This window comes from Sphingomonas sp. GW821-FHT10C01 (genome assembly GCF_059415525.1).
Window position 1 is genome coordinate 1 of sequence record NZ_JBWKNK010000007.1, and the last position, 19,442, is coordinate 19,442.

Below are 19,442 nucleotides of genomic sequence, written 5' to 3' on the forward strand. Positions count from 1 at the left end.
CGGTGGCCGAAGCCGCGCCCTGCCAGCCGGTGGCCGAAGCCGCGCCCTGCCAGCCGGTGGCCGAAGCCGCGCCCTGCCAGCCGGTGGCCGAAGCCGCGCCCTGCTCGCCGGTGGCCGAAGCCGCGCCCTGCCAGCCGGTGGCCGAAGCCGCGCCCTGCCAGCCGGTGGCCGAAGCCGCGCCCCGCGTGCCGGTGGCCGAAGCCGCCGCATAATCAACTGTCACATGAGCATCATCGCTCTTGGTAGCGCGCGACCAGACATAGTCCCATGCACGCTTGACCAGGTCGCCGATGGTCAGTTCAAAATCGATCGTGATCTTTGCCGACGCGAGCTTAGTGCCGCCGCTGCTGGTCTCACCGGACTGGCTGACCTCGAAGAAGCGATTCCCGGCGGGAGCGTAGAATTCAAAGACCGAGAGCGGGTGATGCTCGACCGGGCAGGCATGGAAGCCGCTGGCGCACTGCTTGACCGCGCCGGTGTGCTCGTAGGTCTTGCCGGCCTCGAACTGGAAACCGCGACACCTCAGGTCCTGGTCGAACCCCTTGATCGACGTGATGATGACCGGCGCTGCGGTCTCGGCTTTCGCCTTGGTCGGCTTCTTGGCCATCCGGTTGCTCCCATGCCGCGGGGTGCGGCGATGTGAAACAACTAGGTGTGGTAAAACACACCGTCAAGTGAAAAGTGTGGTAAGGCACACTTTCTCTTTGGGTGGACTCCGCGCGTAACCAGGCGCACCCTCCGCCAACAACTCGGGGGAGGGGTACATGCTGAAATTGGCGCTAGCCGTGATAGTGGCGTTCGCAGTGTCGAGCGCGGCGCCGGTTTGCTCAACGACGCTCGCGATAGGTCAGCAGGGGTGTAGTTCGCATCACGGCGGGGTCTGCGGCTGTAGTGGCGGCCGGAAGGCCTGTTGCGACGGGTCGCTTAGTCCGAGCTGTCGCTGTTAGTTGACGGGGCTGGCCAGGGAACGGGCGGATAACAAAGAGCCCGCCGGCTACGGCGGGCTCATGATACTCTTACGCAGCTACTTGCCAATGATCGTGGTCCTCGCGCAGGCGTACCTTAGAGGTCTCCACCTGATCCAGCTCACAAAGACGCTCCACGATAGCGCGGATGGTACCGTCGCCACCAATGTACTCGTTGTAGAGCCCGCGAAGCAGACGGTCTGCAGACCCGTTTATGGGCTTGGTTCGATGCTTCTCCCAGCGACGCACCGCCTGCTCATCGACGCCCAGCACGCCCGCCAGATTGCGTTGAGTAAGCTCCATCTGAACGCGCAGGAATCGAAGCTCTGCGCCGTTCAGCCGCTTGGCATTGCCAATAAGCCATTCGCCAATAAGGCGATGTAGACCATCGGTGTCCTTGATCGAGACGCCCTCGCCATACGGAGTTTTGTGTCGGGTGTAGCCGTTCTCCAAAAATACGTTGTCGAGACCGCTCTCCTTATAATGGTAAGCCATCTCTGCCTTTCTCCCACTTCAAAAAACAGTCACAACGATCAGCCGGGACGGCCAATCTATTGCGACTACGCACGTCATTTCCTCGCCTGCAGCGTGCCGATACAAAGTCACCTGCCAGTTTCCGAAGTCATTCAAAAACGGGCCTTCTTGGATCGTCCCCTTCCTCAAACACGCTTCGACTTGTGGCCTTGTTATTCTCCGCTGACGCCGACGCTTCATCGCATGATCAACGATAACGATGTTATCGCTATCTGCGGCGATCTCTCGGATCTGCTTGATCGCGAGAGGCGCGCTCAGTTTCAGCGGGACCACATTGCTCATGTCACCTATTAAAATGATAGGTTGAATGTGTCAACGAAAGGTTGACGCGGTGGTTCCAGAATCGGCGCGGCAAGGCTCCCTGCCCACCCAATAGGTGTGCCATCAAGCCCAGGCATCGCGAACGCCGTCGCTCGCGAGCCCTGACCCACAATCTATCGACTATGAAATTTCCTAGACATGTTGGAAATCGCGGAACAGATTAAGAACATGTTTACCGCGACTCGGCCGGATGAATTGCTCGCCGAACCGGCTTGTAATGCCGGTTGCGACCGCTGCATTCGATCGTGCGCGGTCTCAAACATCCAGCTCAGTTGGTGGATTCGGGAGGAGGAGCGCCTTCTCCGGCAGCGGGGGGGCGATGACCGTCACCACTGGCTGACTGAGCTTGAGGAAGCTTCAGCGCACGTCCAACGGCTTCAGCGAGATATCGAGCGCGTTTGTCCGGCGATCCCTTCGGCATACCCGGAAGCATATCGAGGAGCGCGGCCTCTAGGTCGCCTTCAGTAGGGACGTGGATCGTGTTCTCTCGGACATCGATCAACTCTGCAAGTGGGACGCCTGAGCCGCGAGCAATCTTCGCGAGAGTGCTCAATTGAACGTCTTTGTTGTGCGCCTTGACCAGGTCGCGGACGACAGTTTCACCCATACCATTCTTCTGAGCGAATGGTTTGGCGCCCAGGCCTGTGGACTCGACTGCGCGCGCCACGTTGCGGCGAATTGCGTTGAGCGCTCGTTCGAACTCGTCCGGCTGCATGTGTGTCTCATCACACCAATGGGCAGCGACGAAAAGATGGTGGTATAACACACCAGGGCTTGACGGTGTGGCATAACACACCTTATCCAAGCCAACATGGATGAGCAGCTTCTCCCCGACATCGAGCGGTTCCTCGCCGAGACTGGCATGTCCGCCACTCGCTTCAGCGATGAAGCGATACGAGACCGGCATTTTGTCAGGCAGCTTCGTCAAGGTCGAAGGGTCTGGCCAGAGACAGCGGACAAGGCCCGCCAGTTCATGGCGACGTACCGCCCTGTGCTTGCCGAACAGGCCGCGGCATGACTCCGCCGGTCAACACCCGACGCGTCATGGTCGAACGCCGCCACGGATGGGAAGGGGCCAGCCCGGCACTGCTCGCCCGCGTCTTCGGAGTCTCGGTCCAACGCACCACTGCCATCACCCACGAACGCTGTGCCAACTGCGGTCGAGCCATCTGCGGCTGCACCGACGATCAATGGTCCGGCTCCACCAATTCCCGCCCGTCCCTTCCAACCGGCGACCGCGACGGCGCTGGGAATGCCCGGGCTGCGTCTTGCGTCAACGCGGCGACGGTAGCGGGAAGCTCATTGATAGTCGCGAAGCCCGGGAACGTCGCAACACACCAGGTGCCGGCATGAAGCCGAGCATCATCACCGCCGCCATGCTGGCCATCGCCGCGCTTTTCCACGCGCGCTGCCAGCAGGCCCAGCAGCAGCCGGACGAACACAGCCAGTGGCTCGGCGCTGATGCGGGCGGGTCTTTCCATGGACGGGAGAACTATTGATGCGCGCCCGCAACGTCTTGCGTGTCAACGCCGTCGAGGAGACAGCCGCTTATCGCGATGCAGTCGCCGAGATCCTGCGCAACATCCAGAACGACCACCGCGCCACGCTGCAGGAAATCAGCGAGACGATCGACGTGTCGCTCGGCACGGTGTCGAACGCGGCGAACAAGAAAACCGACCTCAATCCGATCTATTTGAAACGCCTCGGCGAAGTTTTCGGGCCGATCAGCCTCGACCCGTACGCCCGCCTGATGGGCGGCCGCGTCGTACCGGTCGAGCGAGAAGGAGAGGGTGACATCCTCCCGACACTCCTTTCCGCAGGAGCGCTTATCGCGATCGCGCGCACTGAGACGTCACCCGGTGGCAAGCGCGAGGTGCTTCAGGAGAAGCTCGGGTACCTCGCGGATCTTCGGCGGGTCCGCCGCGAGGCCGATGCGCTCATCGCCAGCATCGAGGCCGAAAGGGACACGCTGTGATCCCTTACGACCCGCCCATGATCTCTTCGCTGCTGCGGACGATGCCCGACGCTCGGCTCGCGACTGTGCGCTCTCAGGATTTTCAGATCGCGCCGGTTCAGCATGTCACTCCCGGACGCCTGATCCGGGAACTCATCGCCAACGAGAAAGCCCGGAGGATCTCCCATGGATAGCCCGCCGTTTCTACTCGACCAGTACGCACGCCAGCGCGGCCTATCCGCAAGTATGGCAAAGCGGGCCATCATGCTTCAAGGCTATGCTGCTGAGGGGCGCTCGCTCGATGAAAGCGCGGCTGCTGCTGGCATGAGCAGGTCCTCCGCAATGCGCGTCGCGCGCAAGCTCATCCTCGATTTCTCCGACTACCAGCCATACGCGAAGGTTCTGGAGCAGGGGGGGGGTACGGCCCGAGCCATTTCTTCGCCCGGACCGTCCGGCGCACGAGCTCCCACTGTTCGGTGCGGCATGCCCCCGAATGCCCCCAAGCCGCGACCTGTCGCCGGACCGCTGACGCCACGCAAGCCGGACGGATCGTATCCGTTCCGGGATCACCGGACCTGCGCCGAATGGATGGAGGCGCGTCATGGCTGAGCAATTGATCGGCTCCGGTCTGGGCCTGTTCTCAACCAGCAACCAGGGCCTCGCGTTCCGGACCCGTCGTCGCAACCACGAGGCAAAGTCGCGGGAGCAAAAGGCGTCGCTTGCGGAGCATATCGCAAATGGCGGGACTTCGAGCAGCTGGGCCGCCGGCAACGGACTGACCGCCGCGCGCGGTTCGCAGCTCTGGCGCCAGATCGTTGCGGACATGGGGTGGCAGGCCCGATGATCTGGCTCAACGATCGCGTCGGCACGGCCGCAACCCCGTGGGAGCACGCCGGGGTCCGGTATCACTTCTACGGAGTGATGCCCGGCGTCTGCGTCGATCCGAAGACGGCGCGCCTGACCCCGGCCCAGCAGCGCATTCTCGACCACTTGCAAGCCCGCGCCGGTGAGACGGTCAGCGGCTTCGAGCTTCGAGACGAGGTTGCGCCGACTGCGGGCGAGGGGACGATACGTGTCCAAGTCCATCGGATGCGACGGGCCGGGATTACGATCGAATCTTGCTCAGGCGTCGGTGGCGGGTATCGGGTTGGAGTGCCCGCATGATGCAGCGGCCAACTATTGCCCAGGTCCACGAAACCGTCGCCGCTCACTTCGGCCTCAGTGTCGAAGATCTCCTTTCGCCCAACCGAAAGCAGCGGTTCTCGCATCCCCGCCAGCTTTCCATCTTCATAGCCCGCGAGCTGACCGGTCGATCGCTTCAGGTCATAGCCCGCCACACCGGCGGGCGCGACCACAGCACGGCGCACTTCGCGATCCAGTCCGCGGCAAGACGAGTTGAGGACCAGCGCAGCGTCGAGGCCGCTTATCGCGCAATCGTCGCGCGGCTGGAACGTCAGCCATCCCGCACTGTCCATGCCGCCGTGCCGGACCCGTCATCGAACAGGGGGTTAAGCGGATGAATCTCAATCCCAATTCCGAGCCGCAATCCGGCTCACCAGCAAAAGCCATGTCGCCCGGCGGCATGCTGCTGCTCACCGCGATGTTTCTCGGCAATGCCCGGACCGCGCAGCTTCTCGGCATCGAGGAACGCTCGCTGCGCGCGAAACTGGCGGGTGAGCGCGGCGTCACCGACGTAGACCTCTCACGCGTCGTCGGTGAACTTGAACGACGCGCGCGCGCAATCGACGGGCATGTCGCGGCCATCTCTGCACATCTCAACCCAACGGAGGCACCATGTCCGACAGCATAAGCGCGGAACAGCTCCGCTTGCTCATCGAACGCATCGAGCGACTCGAAGAGGAGAAGCGCGGCATCAGCGACGACATCAAGGACGTCTACAACGAGGCGAAATCGACCGGGTTCGATGCCAAGACGATCCGCACCATCGTGCGTCTCCGCAAGATGGAGAAGCACCAGCTCGACGAGCAGGATGCGCTGCTGGAAACCTATCGCAACGCGCTGGGCATGGCGTGATGCGGGGCAGGGGGCGACCGCAGCCGAAACAGCGCACCGGCTACGGCCGGGAGCCGCTGTCTGCGGTGGCGTCGAAGAATCACCTGCTGTCGCTGCTGACCGGATGCACCGATGAACGGCTCGCGTCCTTTACCGTCGACGGGCTGTGCCGGATGTACGACGTCCCTGAAAAGACCGTCGAGTATCACCTCGCGATCGAGCGCAAGAACAGGGCGCGGGTCGCTGTCCCGTGAACTTCCTCGCCGCCCTCGAAGCTCCGGCGCAAGACCTGCCCTGGCATATCGATTGCCGGGACAAGGATCCGCGCGATGAGGGCGCGCGCCAACTCGCCGCGCTCCGCCGTGCCCGCTTCATCTGCCCCGCGGTCGACATCGTCGCCATCCCCAACGCGGGACGTCGCAGCCGCTGGGAAGTCCAGCAGCGCAAGAAGGAGGGCATGAAGGCCGGCGCGCTGGACTGGGTCGTGACCTGGAGGCCGCACCTCGGGGAGCGCGGTGTCGCGTTCGTGGAATGGAAGGACGGCAAGGAGATGCCGGACCAGAATCAGCGCGACCGTCTCAACAGGTTGTTCGGATGGGGTCATCACGTCGGGGTGTTCCGGCGCGAGGACAGCTTCTTCGCATGGCTGCGCGGGCTTGGGGCGCCGTTCGTGACGGGGGAGGGGTTGTGAGCTGGTCCCCGCAACAGGAGCGCGCGATCGAAGACGTGCGCGCATGGATCAAATCGCGCGACCGTAAGCCTGTGTTCCGCTTGTTCGGCTATGCCGGTACGGGCAAGACGACACTGGCAAAGGAGCTTGCGGCCTCGGTGCGCGGCACAGTTCTCTATGCGACCTTCACCGGCAAAGCCGCCCTGCAGCTGCGCAAGAAGGGGTGCGACGAAGCCTCGACGATCCACTCGCTGATCTACAAGGTCGACGTGTGCTCCGAGACCGGGGAGGCGTCGTTCAAGCTTAATCGCGACAGCGATCTGTCGAACGCCAAGCTCCTGATCGTCGACGAGGTCTCAATGGTCGACGACGAGCTCGCACGCGACCTACTGAGCTTCAAGGTGCCGATCCTTGTGCTGGGCGACCCGGCGCAGCTTCGTCCCGTCAAAGGCGAGGGCTTCTTCATCAATTCGGCGCCCGATATCATGTTGACCGAGGTCCATCGCCAGGCGCGAGACAACCCTATTATTCGCATGAGCATGGACATCCGCGAGGGCAAGTCGCTCGAGCGCGGTACCTTTGGCGAGAGCCTCGTTGCGTCGCGCGCGGATCTGGATGCCGAGCAACTGCGCGGCCTCGTTCTCGGCGCCGACCAGGTTCTTTGCGGCCTCAACCGGACCCGTACTGCGTTCAATCGCCGGGTCCGCGCCCTCAAGGATTTAGCAGGCGAGCGCGCGGCGTGGCATCCGGCCGTCGGTGATCGTCTAATCTGCCTGCGCAACAACCGTGAGAAGGCGCTGTTCAACGGCGGCCTCTGGCACGCGCGCGTCGTCGAGGACAAGTTTGGCCGCTTCGACATCATGGCGCATTCGATTGACGAGCCGAACCGCGACCCGGTCTGGATCGGGGTGCGCGACGAGTTCTTCAACGGCACCGAGCGGGAGCTGGACTGGCGCGAGCGACGGGAATCCCACGAGTTCACATTCGGATGGGCGATTACCTGCCACAAATCGCAGGGCAGTCAGTGGGACAACGTCATCGTCTTCGACGAGTCCGGAGCCTTCCGCGATGCTCGTTCGAACTGGCTCTATACCGCAGTCACCCGCGCCGCTGAGCGCGTGACGGTGATCGTATGAACGCGCCGGCTCGCATTCGGCCCGACGTCGAGGCGGTCGAAGCTGCGTATCGCGCATCGATCTCGATCCACTGTCCGAATGAGGATGAACTCGACATGGCCAACCGGGTCGCGATCGCGGCCATTCGGGACCAGGCCGCTGCGGGGCTTCGGCGCTGCTCCAACGAGACAGCGGGCATCCTCGCCGAAGTTTCCCGCCTCGCCACCGGCGCCGCGTACGCGCCGATGCCACCGGGAAAGCTGCATATGACGCGGTTCGCGCTGGCGAGCATGCTCGAATCCGCACGCCATCTCGAACGCGCGGTGAACTGGTCGGGTCGTGGAGATGGATGACGTGAACGATCCCGATGACATCAACGTCTACCTCGACAGCATCCCGAAGGACGAGGCGGCACCCGAAGCCCTACGCGATAACATCCTCCCGTTCCGCAAGGACGAGGCGTACTCAGTCGTTGGCGGCACGGACCTCCCTGTCATCACGCTTGAGGCCGGTGAGCTGCATAACCTCGCAACCGCGGCGGAATCGGCGCTAATCACTGCGCAGACGCCTTTCTTTGTCCGCGGCGAGCGGCTCGTCCGGCCTGTGGTCGATGACATGCCGGCGGCGCGCGGTCGCAGGACCAAGGTCGCGCGCCTTACAGACGTCACTACTGCGGTGATGATCGATCGGCTGTCGCGCTCTGCGCGCTGGATCAAATGGAACGCCCGGAAGAAGGGCTATGTCCGGACCGATCCGCCGGGCGATGTTGCCTCGATCGTTCTCGCCCGTGACGGTGAGTGGCGCCTGCGTAAACTTTCCGGTGTCATTACGACGCCGACGCTGCGGCCCGATGGCACCATCCTCTCCAAGGGTGGATACGACCCCGCGACGCAGCTGCTGCTGCTCGAGGCACCGGCATTGCCCCGGATGCCATCGGCGCCGACGCGCCAGGACGCGCTTGCCGCGCTAGACCAGCTTGACGCGCTGCTGAACGAATTTCCGTTCGTGGACGACGCCAGCCGCTCTGTTGCCCTGTCGGCGCTCATCACCCCGGTCGTCCGCGGCGCTGTGACGACGGCCCCGATGCATGCCACCAGCGCGCCTGTGCCCGGCTCAGGCAAGAGCTACATCATCGACCTCGCATCCGCCATCAACAGCGGAGAGCGCGCGCCGGTGCTCAGCGCCGGTCGCACCGAAGAAGAGACGGAAAAGCGTCTCGTCGCCGCACTGCTGTCAGCACAGACCATCATCTCCATTGACAACGTCAATGGCACGCTGGGCGGCGACTTCCTGTGCCAGATGATCGAGCGGCCCGTCGTCGCGGTGCGTCCGCTGGGCCAGTCCGTCTTCGCCAAGGTCGAGAGCCGGGCGACGTGCTTCGCCACGGGCAACAACATCCAACTCGTCGGCGATATGACCCGCCGAGTCATTCTCTGCTCGCTCGACCCCGACATGGAGCGGCCCGAGCTGCGCAACTTCGCGCACAATCCATTCGAAGAGGTGCTTGCCGATCGCGGCAAGTACGTCGCCGCCGCGCTGGTCGTGGTGCGCGCCTATGTCGTGGCCGGGTTCCCCGGCGAGCTTCCGGCGCTGGCGTCGTTTGAGGACTGGAGCCGAATGGTCCGGTCTGCACTGGCCTGGCTTGGCCGCGCCGACCCCTGTGAGACGATGAACAAGGCCCGGGCCGAGGATCCGATTACGACGCAACTCGGGAACCTGCTGACGTCCTGGTATGACGCCGTGCAGGGTTCGGCCCGGACCACCGCCGCCATCAAGGAGGTGGCCGCAACGAATGATAGGCATGGCGGGCTGGCCTATCCGGTTCTCCGCGAGGCGCTGATTGAGGTCGCGGACGACGGCCGCGGCGGCGTCAACACGAAGAAACTGAGCCACTATCTCAAGAGGTTCGAGGGACGGATTGTCTCCGGACTTAAGTTCGTCGCCGACGAAGATACCCACCTCAAGCAGAAGATCTGGAAGGCGGTGCGGGCATGATCTGCGGGTATAGCGGGTATTTGCGGGTTTATTCCCAACCCTTCGCGCGGAAAATACACAGTGCTAAAACGCAGATAGCGGCTGAAAGAAACCCGCATATCCCCGCACATACCCGCAAGGGCAGCGAGCCATGACCCAAGCCGCTCGCAAGCCCGACACCGGCCTCCAGCGCCCCTACCGCGATCTGCCCGCCGACTTCCGCGAGGTGTTCCTGCGCCTCGGCCAGTCGAAGGAGATCGAGGAGCATTTCCGCACGAACTGGCGCGTCATCCGTCGCTGGATCGAGGAGGCCGGTGGTGACGAGCTGCGAGCGGCTCGGGCCGAGATCACCGGATGCGCCTTGCATCCCCGGCGCCGGTCGTCGGTGGCGAGGGCGTACGTGCTGGGGCGCAGGCTTCGGGTGCAGGAGAAGCCGACGTTTTTTGATGCTGAGTTGATGGAGGAAACGAGATGACAGATCTTCAAGCCGCACTGTTGTGCGTGGTCATCATCTGCGGGTCGGGGGTGGCGCTGCTCCAGCGAGGGCGGGCCGGAGATCATGTCGACACGGTGGTCAACGAGTTTCGTCGCGCAGGCTATCCGCGCGGCGCGGTGGTGCTTCGTGTGTTCGGCGAAGCAGCGTGGTGGCTCAACGTGGCTAGCGTTGCAATCGCTGTCGCCGCCCTCGCGATTCTTGCAGCGAGGGCGGCGCTGTGAGCCTGACCGCGAAAAAGCAGCGGTTCGTCGAGGAGTATCTCGTCGATCTCAATGCAACGCGGGCGGCGATCCGGGCGGGGTATGCGGAGAGCGGCGCCCGAACCGAGGGTGCCCGTTTGCTTGCAGATGCTGACATCGCCGAGGCTGTGGCCGCGCTCAAGGCAGAACGATCGGAACGGACGCGTATCGATGCGGACTGGCTCCTGACCCGTCTCGCGGCCGAGGTTGAAGCCGACCTTGGCGACCTCATGGATGACGATGGCGGCTTGAAGCCGGTGCACGAATGGCCGTTGATCTGGCGCAAGGGTCTCGTCGCCGGGATCGAAGTCGAGGACCTGTGGGAAGGGCGGGGTGAATCGCGCGAGCACGTCGGTCGGCTGCACAAGGTCAAGCTTTCCGATCGGGTCAAGCGCCTTGAGCTGATCGGCAAGCACATCGACGTGCAGGCTTTCAAGGAGAAGGTCGAGCATACCGGGGGTATCGCGATTACCGTCGCGCCGGAAGATGCAGAACTTTGAGTGCTACCGACCAGGAAACGGCGCGCAGAGCGCCTCGGCTTCGGTGGACGTGATCCATTGAGCGTGCGTGAGCAAAAAATCGGGGGTCCAGTCCATGAAACAAGGCCTCTCCAGTCGAGCAGAGGCAATGACACTGGGGTCTTGGTCCAGCAACTTACGCGTGAGCTGGGCGGCGTTGAGATAGCCCGAATGGCTGGTGCCTTGCCCCAATCCCATCACCAGGCTCATCTCGTCTGCAAAAATGGTCGCGAGCCCTTCTTCAACGACAGGTGCGATCTGCCCAACACGCGGCGCAAGAAGATGAACCACCTCGTGCGCGAGCTGGTGGCAGGCCCAGTTCGGCTGATTCCGGCTTCGACTGGTCAATCTGATAGCGATGTGACCGCTGTTTCCCGGAAACCAAGTCATCGGCCCCGTTTCGTGGAATTCAATACCAAGGAGTGTGAAGGTCATATCGCGCGGCCCGAACCTGCGCTCAGCAATGTTCAGAAGCTGACCCAATCGTGTGGTCAATGTGTACACCGAACGGTCGCATTCATGCCCGTCGGACACGAAGCCAACGGACTCGCTCGAATTGCCGATACAATGGATGGGTTCGTTCGTAATGGTGACCATGCCGACGTGACTGCCAGCGCGATTGTCGACGGGCAACTGTGATCGCGACACTCACGCCCCGCCAACGGGAAGCCAACGCCCTCCTAGCTGGCCCCGCGCGAAACATCATGCTGCGCGGCGGCTCGCGTTCGGGCAAGACCTTCCTGCTCGTCCGCGCCATCATCCAGCGCGCCATCAACGCGCCAGGCAGCCGGCACGCGATCTTCCGGTTTCGCTTCAATCATGCAAAGACCAGCATCTGGGCCGACACCATGCCCAAGGTGCTGAAGCTGTGCTTCCCGACGCTGCGAGCTCGCTTCGACAAGACCGACTTCTACCTCGAGCTGCCAAACGGCTCGCAGGTCTGGATTGGCGGCCTCGACGACAAGGAGCGGGTCGAGAAGATCCTCGGACAGGAATACGCCACGCTGTACTTCAACGAGAGCAGCCAGATTCCGTGGAACAGCATCGAAATGGCGATGTCGCGCCTTGCCCAGCTGGTCGAGCTGGCGAAGGAAATCGCCGCAGTTGTGAAGCGCAAATACCTCGCGTTGAAGGCCTATTTCGACTGCAACCCGCCGAGCAAGCTGCACTGGTCGTTCCAGCTGTTCCGCAAGAAGCTCAAGCCAGGCACAAAGGAGCCGGTGCCTGACCCCGACAACTACGTCGAGATGAAGGTCAATCCGAGCGACAATGCCGACAACCTGCCCGCCGAGTATTTCGAGGTGCTTGCCGGCATGTCTGCGGCGAAACGTCTACGGTTCGAAGACGGAGAGTGGGCGAGCGAGGTCAATGGAGCGCTGTGGACCTCAGAAATGATCGACCAGCACCGCGGCACCGTGCAGGACAATGACACCGCGCGTGGCTTGGTTGTTTGGTACAACGGGCGCGCGATCCCGATGCAGCGCGTAGTCGTCGCGGTGGACCCGTCGGGGACGAAAGGCGACGGCACGGGGGACGACATAGGCATCGTCGCAGCCGGGCTGGGCGTAGATGGCCGCGGCTACGTGCTGGAGGATGCCACCTGCAACCTGTCGCCGGAAGGGTGGGGGCGTCGGACCGTGGCCATAGCAGAACGGTGGGGCGCCGATCGCATTGTCGCCGAAAGGAACTTTGGCGGCGCGATGGTCGCGGCAGTCATTCGCGCGGCCGACCCGAAGTGTTCGTTCAAGGAGGTGACGGCGACCAGGGGCAAGGTGGTCCGTGCCGAACCGATCGCAGCGCTGTATGAGCAGGGAAGGGTCACACACGCCGGGGTGTTCCCTGACCTTGAAGATCAGCTCTGCAACTTCACCCCTTCTGGCTATGTCGGCGAAGGCTCGCCTGACCGCGCGGACGCGGGAATCTGGGCGCTGACCGAGCTGATGCTCGGCGCCGGCTACAACTACGCCGCGGCCCTCGACCAAGCCCTCTGACGGCGGTAACCCCGCCCGCTACCGCCAGCCACAACCTCGCCCATGGGCATGGTGCGCGCATTCGTCGACGGGCTGACCAACGTCGTCACCGGCCTCGGCACCCGCGCCGATGCACGCACCTCCCGCGCATATCTCGCGAACATTCTCAGCCCGCAGGAAATCGAGCAGGCCTATGAGGCCAGCTGGTCGCTGCGGAAGGTCATCGCCATTCCGGCGAACGACCGTATCCGGGCATGGCGCAACTGGCAGGCGGACAAGGACCAGATCGAACTCCTCGAAAAGGAGGAGCAGCGGCACGACCTGCAGAACAAGCTCAAGCAGGGCGAAATTATGCGCGGCCTCGGCGGCGGCGCGCTGATCCTAGTGACTGCGGGTGATCCGGCACTGCCCTTGAACGTCACCGCTAAGGGTGGCCTTGTCGCCGTCAACCCGGTCTCGCGCTGGCACCTTTCCGGCCACAACTGGGTCGAGGAGATCACCCGAGCCGATTACGGCACGCCCGAATACTGGACGATGAGCGCGGCCAAGACCGGACAGCAGCGCATCCATCCCAGCCGGGTCGTCTGCTTTCGTGCCGAGCCGTTGCCATCAATCTGGCGCGGTTCATGGGACGACCGGTTCTGGGGCCGTGGCCGAGTACCTTCGTTGATCGAGCCGGCGCAGAACCTTGATGAGGCGCTGGCGACGTTCTCGGCCATGATCAAGGACGCGCTGAACGTCGATATCGGCATCCCCAAAATGCTGGAAATGGTGGCGACGCCAGAGGGCGAGGCTCGCTTGCTGCGGCGCCTTCAGCTGATGGCGCAGGGCAGCAGCGTCATCAACGCCAAGGTCTATGACAGCGGCGATGCCGACGGGAAGGGCGGCGAGACGATCGACCGGCACCAGGTCGCGTGGGACGGCATTCCCGATGTCATCCGGGTCTATGCGGAGGCGCTTTCGGCCGCGTCGGACATCCCCGTCACACGCTTTTGGGGCACTTCGCCGAAGGGACTCAATGCCACAGGCGAGGGCGATGACGCTAACTGGAACAAGATGGTCGAGAGCGGGCAGACGCTCGAAACCGCGCAATGCCTCCGCCAGATCGACGCCGCGCTGATACCTTCGGCGCTGGGCAGTCGGCCGCCGGAGGTCTGGTGGAAGTTCGCCGAACTCGATGTGCCGTCCGACAAGGAAGAGACCGACCGGTTCAAGGTCTGGGTCGACGCCGCGGAGAAGGTGCAGCTGTCCGGCACTATCCCGGAAGAGGCGTTCGCGAAGGCGTATCAGAACGGGCTCAGTGAGAATGGCTGGATGCCCGGTCTCGATGGCGCGCTTGCAGAGGTGCCGGAAGCAGAGCGCTACGGTTTCAATCACGACGAACCCGGCGACGACGAAGAAGATCCCAGCATTTTGCAGGCGCGAGCGAAAGGAGGTGATCCGGATCTAGCCGGCCGTGGCGGGGGATGTAGCGACCCCGCCCGCCGTGCCGCGAATGACGCGCTGCTGGTCCAGGACGCGACGCCTCGCACGCTCTACGTTCAGCGCAAACTGCTCAATGCCGCCGAGTTCATCGCGTGGGCGAAGGGGCAGGGGTTCGACAGTGTCACCTCAGCCGACGAGTTGCACGTCACCGTCGCCTACTCCAAGACCCCGCTAGACTGGATGAAGATCGAGGGCGAGGACTGGAACCAGGAGAAAGACGGTATGATCGAGGTTCCGCCGGGCGGGGTCCGCATCGTCGAGGCGCTGGGCGACAAGGGCGCCGTCGTGCTTCTGTTTACGTCGTCGCGGCTGTCGTGGCGGCATGAACAGATCATCCGTGCCGGGGCGAGCCACGATTTCCCCGAGTATCAGCCTCATGTGACCATCACGTACGCCAAGCCGGAGGCACTGGACCTGTCGAAGGTCGAGCCGTTCCGGGGCAAGCTGCGGTTCGGTCCGGAGATTTTCGAGGCGCAGACGGATGGGTGGCGACCCAGCGAGGCCTAGCCATGCGCTTCGACCTCGCCGCAATGACCCGCCGCGTCCGCCCGACGATGAGGCGGCGTGCAGTCGTCATCCGCGACATCGCCCCGCCGGCTGCCCTGGCGACTGATCTCTATCGCGCCGTATATCTCCCGATCGTCGAACTCTGGCAGCGCGCCGTTGACCCCATCGTCGAAGAATATTCTCGGACATTGGGATCGATCGCGACTGATGGCCGTTCAGGCGGCGAGGCGGGCGCGATCCCCCCCGATGCTGTCGCCCGCCTCAACGATTCCCCCAGCGATATCCAAGCCCGAATCGACGCCGCCTCGTCTGAATTCGAACGCCTGTTCCTGACCCTACAGGCCGCGCTTGAGGACTGGGGCATCCGTGTCGAGCGGTGGCAGCGGAATGCCTGGCGTCAGGCCGTGCTGACGGCGACCGGTGTGGACCTGTTGACACTGATCGGCCCCGAGGACGTGCGCGCCACGGTTGAAACCTATCTGCGCTGGAACACCGAACTGATCAGAGATGTCTCGGCGGTCACGCGTCAGCGCATCAGCAATGCGGTGTTCTCCGGGCTGCAGAACCGGTCGCCAGTGCGCGATGTGGCAAAGCAGATCCGCGAGGCGGTTGATATGTCTCGCACCAGGTCGCGGAACATCGCCGCTGATCAGATGTCGAAGCTGTCGGCGGCGCTGGCGGACGAACGGCGGCGTCAGGCCGGGCTATCGGTGTGGAAGTGGCGGCACAGCGGGAAGAAGCACCCGCGCGCGCAGCATCTCGCGCGTGAAGGGAACCTCTACAGCGATGACCCGGCGGGCGTCGGCGAGACGGTCAACGGACAGACTGTGCAGGCGCCGCCGCCGGAGAATGACCGACCGGGGCGGCCGCCTTGGTGTGGGTGCCGTGGGCAGGGGGTGCTGGTGATGGATTAAAGCTTTGCCGCCACTAACGCTTCAAGAGCATCTGCAATGCGCTTCAGTTGGTTCACTTGGTCTCGATTAGAATCCCGGAGCATTTGCAGTTGCTGCAAAATCGCGTTCGCTTGGTGGTCTTGCATGGCATCCTCGCTCTATTGTGATAGACTTCGGGGCGAGCCGGACACGGCAGCCACCGCGCCCGGCTCTGACCACAACGCCCTGGAGATGCGATATGGCTGGTAGTAAGCATAGTCTGAGCATTGATTGCGACAAGCTGCGCGAGGCGGACGCGCGACTGATGGCGCAAAGGATCGCGATCACCCGAGCAGCGCACCAGCGTACTCGCCTGCGGGGTGTGGTGCTGCCGTGGGAGCCAGAATGAGCCCCATCGAACGCGCGGCGAGGGCGCTTATGGCGCTGGACTACCCGGAGGAAGCCGGGGGTGAGATGGGCGAATTCTATATGGACCGCCACGGTGACGCGTATCGTGCGCAAGTCCGTGCTGTCATCGCCGCGATCCGGGAGCCGTGCGATGCGATGCTCGATGCAGCGGAAGGCAAGGAGGCGCAATCACCGCGCGGGACCGCCGGCAATATGTGGCGCGCGCAGATCGACGCGCTGCTAGAGGAGAAGAAGGCATGAGCGATGACAAGGGTTATACGGTCGAAGAAACCGAGACCGGCCAATTTAGGGTGATCCAATCCGCGATGCGGGGCGACGTGCTCCATACAGTGATCGTCAGCAAGGACTATGATGATCAGGACGACGCGCAAGCCGAATTGGAGCGACTGCAAGTAATGTATTCCTGACGGCGGTAACGACCACGTACAAGGCCCGGTACGCCTCGGGCCATGTACTTCGCCGACGCGCTCGAACTTGGAACGCCTCGCCGCACCGCTGACGGCTATCTCGCCGTTCGCGCGCGTGCCGCGAAGACTGGCGTTTATCGGTACACGGGCCGCGAGGTAGATCCCCACAACAAGCACGGTCACCGCGATACCGCGGTCGTCAATGTCCTGCGCGACGAGGCCACCGTCTTCGACAAGGCGGCGGTGGCGACGTTCATCGGCAAGCCCATCACCGACGACCACCCCAGTGTCGCGGTCAACGCCACGAACTGGCGAGATCATGGCCGTGGCGTCATCATGGGGGCGCTCCGGGACGGCGACCATCTCGCATTCGACCTGCTCATCATGGACGGACCGACCATCGAGAAGGTCGAGGCCGGCAAGCGCCAACTCAGCAACGGCTACAAGGCCAGCCTTGAATTCGGCGACTTCACGGCGCCCGACGGCACCAAGTGCCAGGCCCGCCAGTCCCGCATCAGCGACGGCAACCACGTCGCGGTCGTAGATCGTGCGCGCGGCGGGGAAACCTGTCGCATCGGCGATGTCGCAACCTGCGACGCCCTTTCCTCCAACATTCTCGACAACCTCACGATGGAGAAGCCCGTGAAGAACATGACGATCGACGGGCTGACCGTCGACGTGTCGAACGCTGATACGGCGGTCGCCACGATCCAGACGCTGATGGCGGCGCGCGACACTGCACGCACCGAACTCGCCACCCTGCAGACCGAGAACGCCACGCTCAAGACCGACGCGGCGACCAAGGACGCCAAGATCACCACGCTCGAACAGCAGGTGAATGATGCAGCTCCGACCCCTGCGCAGCTTCGCGCCGCCGGCAAGTCGCTGATGGACGCGACCGCCAAGGCCAAATCGCTCGGCGTCACCATTGGTGACGAGATGGACGAGGGCCAGATCATGGCCGCGACCGTAACGGCGAAGATGGGCGATGCGGCCAAGGACTGGACCGCAGACCAGGTCGCGGCCTCTTTCGCGGTGCTGACCAAGGACGCGAAGGTCGAGAGCTCGCAAGTGCAGCCGCTCGGCACGCCGGTCACGATCGGCGACGCCGCCACCGCAGAAGCCGCAGCGCGTCAGCGCATGATCGACCGCATGACCGGCAAGAAGCCGGTCGACGCCTAAGGAGCCGCATTCATGCCCCCGATTCAGACCGCATTCCCGGACCGCATGACCGCCTACGCCCTTGGGCGCCGGGTCAAAATGGAGGAGTGGAACACCATCACCGGCGTCGCAGCCGAGGCCATTGGCTGCGCGCAGCCCGCCTATCAGGGCTCGACCGACCAGAGCGTCGTCGCTGGTGCCGATTTCGCGGCGACCGGCGCAGGTAGCGCTGCCGCTGGCAATGTCGGCACCGGCACGATCACGGCTTCGCCCGCGATCACGGCCGGGGCGAAGCAGGGCCGCTATCGGATCGCCCTCACCGGCACGTCGGCGACCGCGCCTTATCTGGTCTATGACCCGGACGGCATTCTCGTCGGCCATGGCGTGGTCGCCACCGCCAACACCACCATCCCGGGCATCACGACGTTCACGATCTCGAATGCCGGTACGATGACGGCAGGCGACACCTACTACATCGACGTCACGCTGACCGAGAACAACGACTTCCTCGGGATCACCGAGACGAGTCCGAACGCTGACTTCGATGTCGATGAGAACGGCATCTATGCCGTGGGCGCCAACGTCCCCGTCTGCGAGAGCGGCGTTATCGCCGTGATGGCCGGCGGCAACTGCAACCGCAAGACGCCGGTCTACTGGATCTCGTCCACCAAGACATACACCAGCACGGCGACCGGCAACATCAAGATCCCCAACGCCGAATTCGACGCGACCAAGACCTCGGGCAACCTCGTCCCGGTCCGGCTCCGTCGCATCCCGCCCGCCGCATAAGGAGCGACGTTAATGAACATCAACATGAACGACGCCGCCCAGGTCTTCAGCTTTGCCCGCCAGCAGAGCCACGTTCTGAACGCGCGGGTCTACGAGATCGAATATCCCGAGATGGATATCGCCTCGCTGATCACGGTCGACACCAGCCTCCCCGAGTGGGCGAGCGGCATCGACACCCTCGTCGGCGACCGTACGGGTAAGGCGCGCTGGCAGTCGGGTGCCGCCAAGGATATCCCGCTCGCCGACGCCAACCTCGACCTGGTCGAACTGCCCTTCGACATGTACGCGCTGGGATACCAGTGGAACATCGAGGAGCTGGGCAAGGCGCAGTTCCAGAACTATCCGCTGACCGAGCGTCGCGCCCGTGCGGCGCGCGAGGGGTCGCAGGAATTCCTCTGGGATAACCTGCTCGTCGGTTCGGTCGAGAAGGGCTGGAAGGGCCTCGTCAACAGCACCCACGTCGCTCCGACGGTACTTCCGGCGGATGGCACGAACTCGACCTCGGCTTGGGTGCTGAACGATGGCACCGGCAACAAGACCCCCGCCCAGATCGTGCGCGACGTCAACATCCTGCTGCTCGGCGAGCCCGGGCCACGGCGCATCGTCAAGGACACGCTGCTCCTTCCCGATGCTGCTCTCGATTACATCGTGGCGACCCCGTACGGCGTCACCTCGCCGAACAAATCGATCATGCAGTACATCATGGAGAACAACGAGTTCACCCGCCGCACGGGCCAGCAGCTCACGATCAAGTCGCTCGACGAGCTGAAGGACAAGGCGACCGTCGGCATTGCTGGCGGTGGCCGAGCGGTGGCCTACCGGAACAGCGAGGACAACCTCAAGCTGTGGGTGCCGATGCCGTTCCAGTTCCTCGGCGTCCATCAGGACGGGCCGCTGAACTACGTGGTGCCCGGTATCGCGCGCACCGGCCCGGTCGATATCTACCGTCCGAACGCGATCAGCTACGGCGACGCGGTCACGCCGGTCCCGGCTTGATCGATCGTCACCACGGCACCGAAAGCC

29 protein-coding genes are annotated in these 19,442 nt (G+C 63.7%); 24 read left to right on the forward strand and 5 right to left on the reverse strand.

Translation table 11 applies throughout. The features are described from left to right. The 4 genes from AC07M1_RS18380 to AC07M1_RS18395 all read right to left on the reverse strand — a co-directional run. Positions 1–607, reverse strand: a 607-nt coding sequence (locus AC07M1_RS18380; protein ID WP_495164090.1) for a DUF7666 domain-containing protein, incomplete at its 3' end; no start/stop codon positions are given. 409 nt (positions 608–1,016) lie between these two features. Beyond that, positions 1,017–1,460, reverse strand: a complete 444-nt coding sequence (locus tag AC07M1_RS18385; protein ID WP_495164091.1) for a helix-turn-helix domain-containing protein — start codon at positions 1,458–1,460, stop codon at positions 1,017–1,019. 18 nt (positions 1,461–1,478) lie between these two features. Continuing rightward, positions 1,479–1,781, reverse strand: a complete 303-nt coding sequence (locus AC07M1_RS18390; protein WP_495164092.1) for a DUF4258 domain-containing protein — start codon at positions 1,779–1,781, stop codon at positions 1,479–1,481. 307 nt (positions 1,782–2,088) lie between these two features. Further along, the gene (locus AC07M1_RS18395) at positions 2,089–2,748 is read right to left on the reverse strand and encodes a hypothetical protein (protein ID WP_495164093.1); all 660 of its coding nucleotides are present in this window, start codon (positions 2,746–2,748) and stop codon (positions 2,089–2,091) included. A 421-nt stretch (positions 2,749–3,169) separates the two neighbouring features. Here AC07M1_RS18395 and AC07M1_RS18400 point away from each other — a divergent pair, with 421 nt between their 5' ends. From AC07M1_RS18400 to AC07M1_RS18470, 15 genes are all read left to right on the forward strand, one after another. Next, positions 3,170–3,319 carry a hypothetical protein gene (locus tag AC07M1_RS18400; RefSeq protein WP_495164094.1) on the forward strand — a complete coding sequence of 50 codons (150 nt, stop codon included), beginning with the start codon at positions 3,170–3,172 and terminating at the stop codon, positions 3,317–3,319. Further along, positions 3,319–3,795, forward strand: coding sequence for a hypothetical protein (locus tag AC07M1_RS18405; protein WP_495164095.1), 477 nt, complete (start codon positions 3,319–3,321; stop codon positions 3,793–3,795). The genes AC07M1_RS18400 and AC07M1_RS18405 overlap by 1 nt, the downstream gene beginning before the upstream one ends. Before the next feature lie 580 nt (positions 3,796–4,375). Beyond that, on the forward strand, positions 4,376–4,618 hold the full coding sequence (locus tag AC07M1_RS18410; protein WP_495164096.1) for a hypothetical protein: 243 nt from the start codon (positions 4,376–4,378) through the stop codon (positions 4,616–4,618). Then, positions 4,615–4,938: a hypothetical protein gene (locus tag AC07M1_RS18415; RefSeq protein ID WP_495164097.1), complete on the forward strand. Its 324-nt coding sequence runs from the start codon at positions 4,615–4,617 to the stop codon at positions 4,936–4,938. The genes AC07M1_RS18410 and AC07M1_RS18415 overlap by 4 nt, the downstream gene beginning before the upstream one ends. Continuing rightward, positions 4,935–5,294 (forward strand): helix-turn-helix domain-containing protein, encoded by a 360-nt coding sequence (locus AC07M1_RS18420; protein WP_495164098.1) that lies wholly within the window; start codon positions 4,935–4,937, stop codon positions 5,292–5,294. The genes AC07M1_RS18415 and AC07M1_RS18420 overlap by 4 nt, the downstream gene beginning before the upstream one ends. Then, on the forward strand, positions 5,291–5,584 hold the full coding sequence (locus AC07M1_RS18425) for a hypothetical protein (protein WP_495164099.1): 294 nt from the start codon (positions 5,291–5,293) through the stop codon (positions 5,582–5,584). The genes AC07M1_RS18420 and AC07M1_RS18425 overlap by 4 nt, the downstream gene beginning before the upstream one ends. Next, positions 5,569–5,808 (forward strand): DUF2312 domain-containing protein, encoded by a 240-nt coding sequence (locus AC07M1_RS18430; RefSeq protein WP_495164100.1) that lies wholly within the window; start codon positions 5,569–5,571, stop codon positions 5,806–5,808. The genes AC07M1_RS18425 and AC07M1_RS18430 overlap by 16 nt, the downstream gene beginning before the upstream one ends. A gap of 65 nt (positions 5,809–5,873) precedes the next feature. Next, positions 5,874–6,041 carry a hypothetical protein gene (locus AC07M1_RS18435; RefSeq protein ID WP_495164101.1) on the forward strand — a complete coding sequence of 56 codons (168 nt, stop codon included), beginning with the start codon at positions 5,874–5,876 and terminating at the stop codon, positions 6,039–6,041. Beyond that, a complete protein-coding gene (locus tag AC07M1_RS18440; protein WP_495164102.1) occupies positions 6,038–6,478 on the forward strand; it encodes a hypothetical protein in 441 nt (146 codons plus the stop codon). The genes AC07M1_RS18435 and AC07M1_RS18440 overlap by 4 nt, the downstream gene beginning before the upstream one ends. Further along, complete coding sequence (locus AC07M1_RS18445; protein WP_495164103.1) at positions 6,475–7,593, forward strand: ATP-dependent DNA helicase; 1,119 nt, start codon at positions 6,475–6,477, stop codon at positions 7,591–7,593. Before AC07M1_RS18440 ends, AC07M1_RS18445 begins: the two co-directional genes overlap by 4 nt. Continuing rightward, positions 7,590–7,925: a hypothetical protein gene (locus AC07M1_RS18450; protein WP_495164104.1), complete on the forward strand. Its 336-nt coding sequence runs from the start codon at positions 7,590–7,592 to the stop codon at positions 7,923–7,925. Before AC07M1_RS18445 ends, AC07M1_RS18450 begins: the two co-directional genes overlap by 4 nt. 1 nt (position 7,926) lies before the next feature. Continuing rightward, the gene (locus AC07M1_RS18455; protein ID WP_495164105.1) at positions 7,927–9,567 is read left to right on the forward strand and encodes a hypothetical protein; all 1,641 of its coding nucleotides are present in this window, start codon (positions 7,927–7,929) and stop codon (positions 9,565–9,567) included. A gap of 130 nt (positions 9,568–9,697) precedes the next feature. After that, entirely contained in the window at positions 9,698–10,021 is a 324-nt protein-coding gene (locus AC07M1_RS18460) for a hypothetical protein (RefSeq protein ID WP_495164106.1), read from the forward strand. Next, entirely contained in the window at positions 10,018–10,263 is a 246-nt protein-coding gene (locus AC07M1_RS18465) for a hypothetical protein (RefSeq protein ID WP_495164107.1), read from the forward strand. The genes AC07M1_RS18460 and AC07M1_RS18465 overlap by 4 nt, the downstream gene beginning before the upstream one ends. Beyond that, positions 10,260–10,781, forward strand: a complete 522-nt coding sequence (locus AC07M1_RS18470; RefSeq protein WP_495164108.1) for a terminase small subunit — start codon at positions 10,260–10,262, stop codon at positions 10,779–10,781. Before AC07M1_RS18465 ends, AC07M1_RS18470 begins: the two co-directional genes overlap by 4 nt. 3 nt (positions 10,782–10,784) lie before the next feature. On the opposite strand, the gene AC07M1_RS18475 is transcribed toward AC07M1_RS18470, so the two are convergent. Further along, the gene (locus AC07M1_RS18475) at positions 10,785–11,396 is read right to left on the reverse strand and encodes a hypothetical protein (RefSeq protein WP_495164109.1); all 612 of its coding nucleotides are present in this window, start codon (positions 11,394–11,396) and stop codon (positions 10,785–10,787) included. 38 nt (positions 11,397–11,434) lie between these two features. Here AC07M1_RS18475 and AC07M1_RS18480 point away from each other — a divergent pair, with 38 nt between their 5' ends. The 9 genes from AC07M1_RS18480 (at position 11,435) to AC07M1_RS18520 (ending at position 19,415) form a co-directional block, all read left to right on the forward strand. Beyond that, entirely contained in the window at positions 11,435–12,790 is a 1,356-nt protein-coding gene (locus tag AC07M1_RS18480) for a phage terminase large subunit (protein WP_495164110.1), read from the forward strand. Between the two features lie 48 nt (positions 12,791–12,838). Continuing rightward, the gene (locus AC07M1_RS18485) at positions 12,839–14,761 is read left to right on the forward strand and encodes a phage portal protein (RefSeq protein ID WP_495164111.1); all 1,923 of its coding nucleotides are present in this window, start codon (positions 12,839–12,841) and stop codon (positions 14,759–14,761) included. A gap of 2 nt (positions 14,762–14,763) precedes the next feature. Continuing rightward, complete coding sequence (locus AC07M1_RS18490; RefSeq protein WP_495164112.1) at positions 14,764–15,675, forward strand: phage minor head protein; 912 nt, start codon at positions 14,764–14,766, stop codon at positions 15,673–15,675. A 217-nt stretch (positions 15,676–15,892) separates the two neighbouring features. Then, entirely contained in the window at positions 15,893–16,042 is a 150-nt protein-coding gene (locus AC07M1_RS18495; protein ID WP_495164113.1) for a hypothetical protein, read from the forward strand. Then, complete coding sequence (locus tag AC07M1_RS18500; protein WP_495164114.1) at positions 16,039–16,302, forward strand: hypothetical protein; 264 nt, start codon at positions 16,039–16,041, stop codon at positions 16,300–16,302. The genes AC07M1_RS18495 and AC07M1_RS18500 overlap by 4 nt, the downstream gene beginning before the upstream one ends. Beyond that, entirely contained in the window at positions 16,299–16,469 is a 171-nt protein-coding gene (locus AC07M1_RS18505) for a hypothetical protein (protein WP_495164115.1), read from the forward strand. The genes AC07M1_RS18500 and AC07M1_RS18505 overlap by 4 nt, the downstream gene beginning before the upstream one ends. Positions 16,470–16,511: 42 nt before the next feature. Further along, on the forward strand, positions 16,512–17,651 hold the full coding sequence (locus AC07M1_RS18510; protein WP_495164116.1) for a DUF2213 domain-containing protein: 1,140 nt from the start codon (positions 16,512–16,514) through the stop codon (positions 17,649–17,651). A gap of 12 nt (positions 17,652–17,663) precedes the next feature. After that, on the forward strand, positions 17,664–18,419 hold the full coding sequence (locus AC07M1_RS18515) for a structural cement protein Gp24 (RefSeq protein ID WP_495164117.1): 756 nt from the start codon (positions 17,664–17,666) through the stop codon (positions 18,417–18,419). Positions 18,420–18,431: 12 nt separating this feature from the next. Further along, positions 18,432–19,415 (forward strand): DUF2184 domain-containing protein, encoded by a 984-nt coding sequence (locus tag AC07M1_RS18520; protein WP_495164118.1) that lies wholly within the window; start codon positions 18,432–18,434, stop codon positions 19,413–19,415. Positions 19,416–19,442 lie beyond the last annotated feature (27 nt).